The organism is Rhodoplanes roseus, assembly GCF_003258865.1.
GTDB classification, from domain to species: domain Bacteria; phylum Pseudomonadota; class Alphaproteobacteria; order Rhizobiales; family Xanthobacteraceae; genus Rhodoplanes; species Rhodoplanes roseus.
Map to the genome: position 1 here is coordinate 1 of NZ_NPEX01000102.1, position 6335 is coordinate 6335.

General features: G+C 71.5%; 5 protein-coding genes. All 5 read right to left on the reverse strand.

What is annotated here, in order from left to right; translation table 11 throughout:
* Positions 1–120: 120 nt before the first annotated feature.
* Positions 121–909 (reverse strand): ABC transporter permease, encoded by a 789-nt coding sequence (locus CH341_RS15725; protein ID WP_245431084.1) that lies wholly within the window; start codon positions 907–909, stop codon positions 121–123.
* Positions 888–1649, reverse strand: coding sequence for an ABC transporter permease (locus CH341_RS15730; protein WP_111419956.1), 762 nt, complete (start codon positions 1647–1649; stop codon positions 888–890). The genes CH341_RS15725 and CH341_RS15730 overlap by 22 nt, the downstream gene beginning before the upstream one ends.
* On the reverse strand, positions 1646–2503 hold the full coding sequence (locus CH341_RS15735; RefSeq protein WP_111419957.1) for an ABC transporter ATP-binding protein: 858 nt from the start codon (positions 2501–2503) through the stop codon (positions 1646–1648). The genes CH341_RS15730 and CH341_RS15735 overlap by 4 nt, the downstream gene beginning before the upstream one ends.
* A gap of 323 nt (positions 2504–2826) precedes the next feature.
* Positions 2827–4932 (reverse strand): methyl-accepting chemotaxis protein, encoded by a 2106-nt coding sequence (locus tag CH341_RS35280; protein WP_210208350.1) that lies wholly within the window; start codon positions 4930–4932, stop codon positions 2827–2829.
* A gap of 197 nt (positions 4933–5129) precedes the next feature.
* Positions 5130–5954: an enolase-like domain-containing protein gene (locus tag CH341_RS15745; RefSeq protein WP_111419958.1), complete on the reverse strand. Its 825-nt coding sequence runs from the start codon at positions 5952–5954 to the stop codon at positions 5130–5132.
* Positions 5955–6335: the final 381 nt, after the last annotated feature.

Genomic DNA, 6335 nt, shown 5'->3' on the forward strand with positions numbered 1-6335 from the left:
CCGTCTCGAAGGGCGAGGGCGGCCACTGTTCGAGCCACATGGTTCGAGACGCGCTCCTTCGGAGCGCTCCTCACCATGAGGGGTGAAGGATGAGGGGTGAAGGAGATGCAAGGTGCAACGTCACCCCTTCCCCCGTCGCGTCCGCGAAAACCGCTCCAGCGCGGCGTTCAGCGCGACGGCGACGGTGAAGACGACGATCAGGATCGCGTACATCAGCGGCATGTCGAAGCGGGCATAGGCCTGCATCACCAGATAGCCGAGGCCCTGGTTGGAGAGCTTGGTCTCGGCCAGCAGCACGCCGATCACGGCGACGCCGAAGCCGAGCCGCAGGCCGTTGAGCACGGGGACGCGGATCGCCGGCAGGTAGATCTTGGTCACCATCTGCCAGGTCGACAGGCGGAAGCTGCGGCCGACCCGGATCAGCGCGGCGTCGACCTCGCGCATGCCCGCGGCGGTGGAGAGCGCGACGGGGAAGAACGCCGACAGGGCGCCCATCGCGACCTTCGAGCCGGCATAGACGCCGAACGCCATGATCATCACCGGGAAGAAGATGATCTTCGGGGTCGGCGCGAGGCTGTTGAGATAGGGCTCGTAGGCGCGGCCGAGGAACCGGTTGGCGCCGAGCAGCAGGCCGGCCGCGAGCCCCGCCGTGCCGCCGATCGCCAGCGCCCCCAGAACCTCGCCGGCCGTCACCGCGGCATGGCTCCAGAAGGCGGGGTCGGCGAGCAGGCGCAGCAGCGCCTGCGCCACCGTGAGCAGCGACGGCACGACGTCGCGGAACAGCAGCCCCGAGGCCGAGACCGCCTCCCACAGGATCAGCGCGCCGAGGATCAGCAGCAGGCGCAGCCGCATCACCGCCCCGATGCGGGGCGTGATCGGCAGTGCCGCTATCGTCCGGGTCTCAGCCACCGCTCGGTCCTCTCCAGGCCTGCGAAGAACAGCACGCTGACCAGCACCACGAAGGCGATCGCCGCATAGGTGCCGGGCAGGTCGTAGCGCTCGGCGAGCTCGTTGATGAGCTGGCCGAGCCCGCCGAAATTGATCAGGAACTCCAGCCCGACCACGTTGATCAGCGCGAAGATCAGGCCGAGCCGCAGGCCGACGAAGATGGTCGGCACCGCGGCGGGCAGCAGCACCAGGCGGAACTGCTGCATCGGCGTCAGCTTCAGGCTGCGGCCGACATCGATCAGCACCCTCCGGGTCGCGGTCAGGCCTTCCAGCGTCTTGAGGATCACGGGCGCGACGCCGGAGACGAAGCCCATCATCACGATGGTCCAGGCGCTGCGGCCGAAGATCACCAGGAAGAGCGGATAGGCCAGCACCAGCGGCGCGGCGGCGAGTGCCGCCACCCAGCTCTGCACGGCGGCGCGCAGCACCATCCGGCGATAGAGCAGGACGCCGAGCGGAACGCCGACGATGGTGATCAGCACGCCGGCGCCGAGGCCCTCCAGCGCCGTCTGGGCGAAGCGCTGCGGGATGTTCTCCTCGGTGACGATGCGGCCGAAGCTGGTGATCACCTCGCTCGGCGGCGGCACGACGTAGCGGTCGACGAGCCCGACCCGGATCGCCAGCTCGAGCAGCACGAACAGACCGACCAGCGTCGCCGCCCCGGTGAGCGCCGGGCCGCGGTCGACCCCCGTGCGGCTCAACGCGTCCCCCCGCGCTGCGCCTCGGCCTCGGCCATGCCGCGGCTCGCCTCGTCGCGCAGGTCGCCCCAGATCTCCGCGACGTAGTGACCGAAGGCCTCGCTGGTCACCACCTCGGACGTGCGCGGATGCGGCAGGTCGATGTCGACGATCCGCTTCAGGCGGCCAGGCCGGTAGCTCATCACCACGACGCGATCGGAGAGCTGCACCGCCTCGGTGATCGAATGGGTGATCAGCAGCGTCGTCTGCCTCAGCGTCTGCTGGATCTGCAGCACCTTGTCGCCGAGCAGCAGCCGGGTCTGCTCGTCCAGCGAGGCGAAGGGCTCGTCCATCAGCAGGATCTTCGGCTCGGAGGCGAGCGTGCGGCCGATCGAGACGCGCTGGCGCATGCCGCCCGACAGCTCGGACGGGTAGTGCTCCTCGAACCCGGTGAGGCCGACCATGGCGACGACGTCGCGGGCCTTCTCGTTGCGCACCCGGCGCGGCACGCCGCGCACCTCCAGCGGGAACGCGACATTGTCCAGCACGGTGCGCCAGGGAAAGGTCGACTCCTCCTGGAACACCATGCCGATCGCCGGATGCGGGCCGCGGATCGGCTCGCCCGCCACCGTGACCAGCCCGGCGGTCGGCGTGACGAGGCCGCCGATCACGTTGAACAGCGTGGACTTGCCGCAGCCGGACGGCCCGATCACCGAGATGAACTCGCCCGGCCGCACGCCGAACGACATCCGGTCCACCGCCGTGACGACGGCGTCGCGGGTCTGGAACCGCACCACCACGTCGTCGACGGCGAGAACGGTCTCGGGCCGCGCCACAGGCGCGGGCCGCGGCCACGGGACTACCGTAGGGTCGCTCATGGTGGCGTCACTCCTCCCGGACGGCGAGCCTCTCGAGGGGCCCGCTCGTCCGCGTCCACGCCGGGCCGAAGACGGCCACGCGCGAACGCAGGCACCGATTGAACGCAGCGAAGTGCGATCCGTTCAAGCGATATTTTCAGGACGAGGGTTGGCGATTATCGCACCGGGCCGGCGGGCGGGCTGATCAGTTCGGGACGCGCAGCCGCCGCCCGAGCAAGACCTGCTTCCTGCGCCCGGCGCGCGGAGCGCGCGGGGGCGGGGCACGCCCGGGTTGCGAGCGCGCATGGTCCGGCCCCGACCTGATCAGCGAAAAGGTCGCCCTCTCACGCCGCCGCTTTGCCGCGGTCCGCGCGACGTTCCGGGCCGCCGTAGGAGAGGTCGTCGCCGTCGCGGCGGTCGAGCGGTCCGGTGCGCACGTTCATCAGGAAGCGGCGCACCTCCTCCTTCAGCTTGCTGCCCTCGGAGGCCAGCACGGTGGCGGAGGTCCGCACCTGCTCGGAGGCGGTCTCGGTGGCGCCGGCGCCGCGGCTGACCTCGCCGATGGTGCGGGCGACCTCGGCGGTGCCGCGCGAGGCCTGCTGGATGTTGCGCGCCACCTCGGCCGTGGTCGCGCCCTGCTCCTCGACGGCCGCGGCGATGGCCGAGGCGATCTCGGCGATGCGCCCGATGGTGCCGCCGATCTCCTTGATGGCGCCGACCGAATCCTCCGTCGCCGCCTGCATGGCGCCGATCTGGGCGCCGATCTCGTTGGTCGCCGCGGCGGTCTGGCCGGCCAGCGCCTTGACCTCCTGGGCGACGACGGCGAAGCCCTTGCCGGCCTCGCCGGCCCGGGCCGCCTCGATGGTGGCGTTGAGCGCCAGCAGGTTGGTCTGCTGGGCGACCGCCGTGATCAGCTTGACCACGTCGCCGATGCGGGCGGCCGCCTGCGACAGGGTGGCGATCCGCGCGTCGGTCCGCTCGGCCTGGTGCACGGCCTCGCCGGCGATGCGGGTGGATTCCTGCACCTGCCGGCTGATCTCGTTCACCGAGGCCGTCATCTCGGTGGTCGCCGCCGCCACGGTCTCGACATTCGCCGAGGCCTGCTCGGAGGCGGAGGCCACCGTGGTCGAAAGATGCTGGGTCGTCTCGGCCGTGTGGGTCAGGCTGCCCGAGGCGGCCTCGAGATCGGTCGCGGCGGTCGACACCGCCTCGACGATCGCGCCCACCGCGGTCTCGAAGTCGTCGGCGATGCGGTGCACGGCGGCCTGCCGCTCGCCGGCGGCGCGCTCGTCGGCGGCGCGCTGCTCCGTCTCCATGGCGGCGATGCGCACCAGATTGTCCTTGAAGGCCTGGGCGGCGCGGGCGGTGTCGCCGACCTCGTCGCGGCGGGCCACATAAGGGATCTGCACCGTCCGGTCGCCGTCGACCAGCGCCTGCAGGGTGGCGCCGACGCGGCGGATCGGCCGGCCGATGGACAGCGCCCCGAACGCCGCCGAGCCGATCAGCACGACGACGACGAAGCCGCCGGCCGCGCTGTTGAGCAGCGTGCCCTCGGCGATGCGCTCCGAGGTCGCCTCCATCTCGTGGGCCGCGGTGGCGTTGGCGCCGTCGATGACGCCGGTCAGCAGCGCGTCGATCTGGGACACGATGGGGACCAGCCGGTCGCGCAGCAGGGCGTCCTGCTCGCCGATGGTGGTGACGATCCGGTCCGCCGTCTCGCCGAGCCCGGCGAGCGTCGCGGCGAGGGGCTCGATGGCGGCCAGCACGGCCGCTTCGGCCGGGGCCCGACCGGCCCGGTCGAGCAGGTCGGCCGCCTCGCGGGCCCGCAGGCCCACGGCCCCGCCCTGCTCGGGCGTACGCAGCTCGTCGAAGTCGAAGCTGGCGATCCGCAGCGTGCTGGCGGCGCTGCCGGCGGCGCGCAGCCGCGCCTCGACGGCGCGGGTGTCCGACGCCTGCTCGGCCAGGAGATCGAGGGTGCCCAGCAGGGCCGCGTCCCAGGCGCCGCCGAGGCGCCGCCGCTCGCTCCACAGCCCGACCACGGCGCGCTGGTTCTCCACCAGCTCGGCCGCGCCGGTCAGGTAGTCGGCGTAGAGCTCCTTGATCTTGTCCAGCGTCTCGCCGCCGCCGGCGTCCTTGCTGCGCTCGGCGAGCTGGTCGAGCAGGGCGAAGCCGTCGCCGGAGCTCTTCTCCAGCTCCTGCAGGGCGGTGTCGACCGCCGCCTCGTCCCGGGCCAGGCGGGCGTCGCGCGTATAGGTCTGCATCCGCTGGAAGTGCAGGCCGATCTGGCCGGCCTCCTGGGCCGCCTTCTGGCGCTCGTTGGCCGCCCCGGTCATCTGCAGGGTCGAACGGCCGTTGAGGCCGGTGTTGACGATCATGCCGGCCACCAGCAGGACGCCGATGCCGGCCGAAAGTGCGAGCTTGGTGCCGATACGGCGGGGAGCGTTGAGCATGATCCAGCGAGCGAGGCGCAACGGCAGGATGCCTTCACGATGCGGTCGGGCTCGTGCGCGGGAGACCGGGCGCTGCTCGGCCGGGGGAGCCGAGGCATGATCGGAAGGCCATGCATTCCACTGCGGCCGGCAGGCAGGCGCCCGCCGACGGCAGCACTTATCCCGTCTATCTCGCCCCGATCCTCGGGCCTCGGCCTTTAAAGTAGAGTTAAAGTGCTGTTTCCCGTCAAAATTCTTGCGGGTCGCCCTTCCGGTTGATTTTTGCTAAAGATTGCCGCGTTCTGGCCGGTCCGGGCCGTTTGTGCCGCGGACCGGAACGAGCGTGATGTTTCATGCGTGACGTCAACCGAGCATCGATGGCCGCTCCGACCATTCGACACGCTTCGACCCGGCCGACGCGCCGGGCGCCCCCGCCGTGGAGCGGGCGGACCGCGCCGGCCAAGCCGCCGGTGCGCCGGACGGCGCCCGCCCGGGCCTCGATGTGGCAGGTGGTGGCGGCCCCGCTGTCGTTCCTGGCCGTCGCCGTGGGCGTCGCCGGGGTGATGACCGTATGGATGAGCAGCCGCACCGCTCCGTCGCCGCCGCCGGCCCCGCCCGTGGCCGAGCTGTCGGCCGCCGAGGAGCTGATACACCGGCAGCCCGAGGGTCTTGCCGAGTGCGTCGAAGATCGCGACTTCGACGGCGGCCTTGGCGTAGGGGTGGCCGCGAACGGCGCGGTTCATGGCGGCGTGCACGTTTTCGAGGCTCCTCACGTCGACGCCGGCGAGGGCCGGCTCCAGCGCCTCGCGGATCACGGCGAGCGCCGTGCCGGTCGTCTCGCCGTAGCGCGACTGGTCGTCGCCGCCCCAGGTACCGATGGTCTGCGCCTCGCCCCAGCCGACGACGCCGTTGTCGAGCCGCAGCTTCAGCACCAGATAACCGCGCCCGGCCGGCGCGGTCAGGCCGACCCAGTAATGCGGCCGCCGGACCGGCAGCGTCACCACGAACGTCTCGATAGTCGCAACCGTCAGCGCCTGCGTCATCCGCTCCCCGCCCTTTTTCGCACCCGCCCGCGGGCGTGGCGCCGACTTTGCTTCCAGTCGGTGTCACGCCGCTCCGGCGTGGCGCCGACTTTGCTTCCAGTCGGTGTCATGCCCTTTGGGCGTGGCGCCGACTTTGCATAAAGACCGTTGCACCCGCCGGCCGCTTGTGCACAACTCGGGCCACGTCCTCTCCCAACCCCGACGGTTCGCGATCGAGATGGCTCTCAGGATCGATTTCTATCAAGTGGAGATCGCCGGCGACAACCGCAGGCGGGTCGTTTGGCCGGCAATCACGTCGTTCCGTCACGGACCATCAGCATCATGAGCATCAGTTCGGTCGCCGTCCTGGGCGCGGGTCACGGCGGCTGCGCCGCCGCCGCC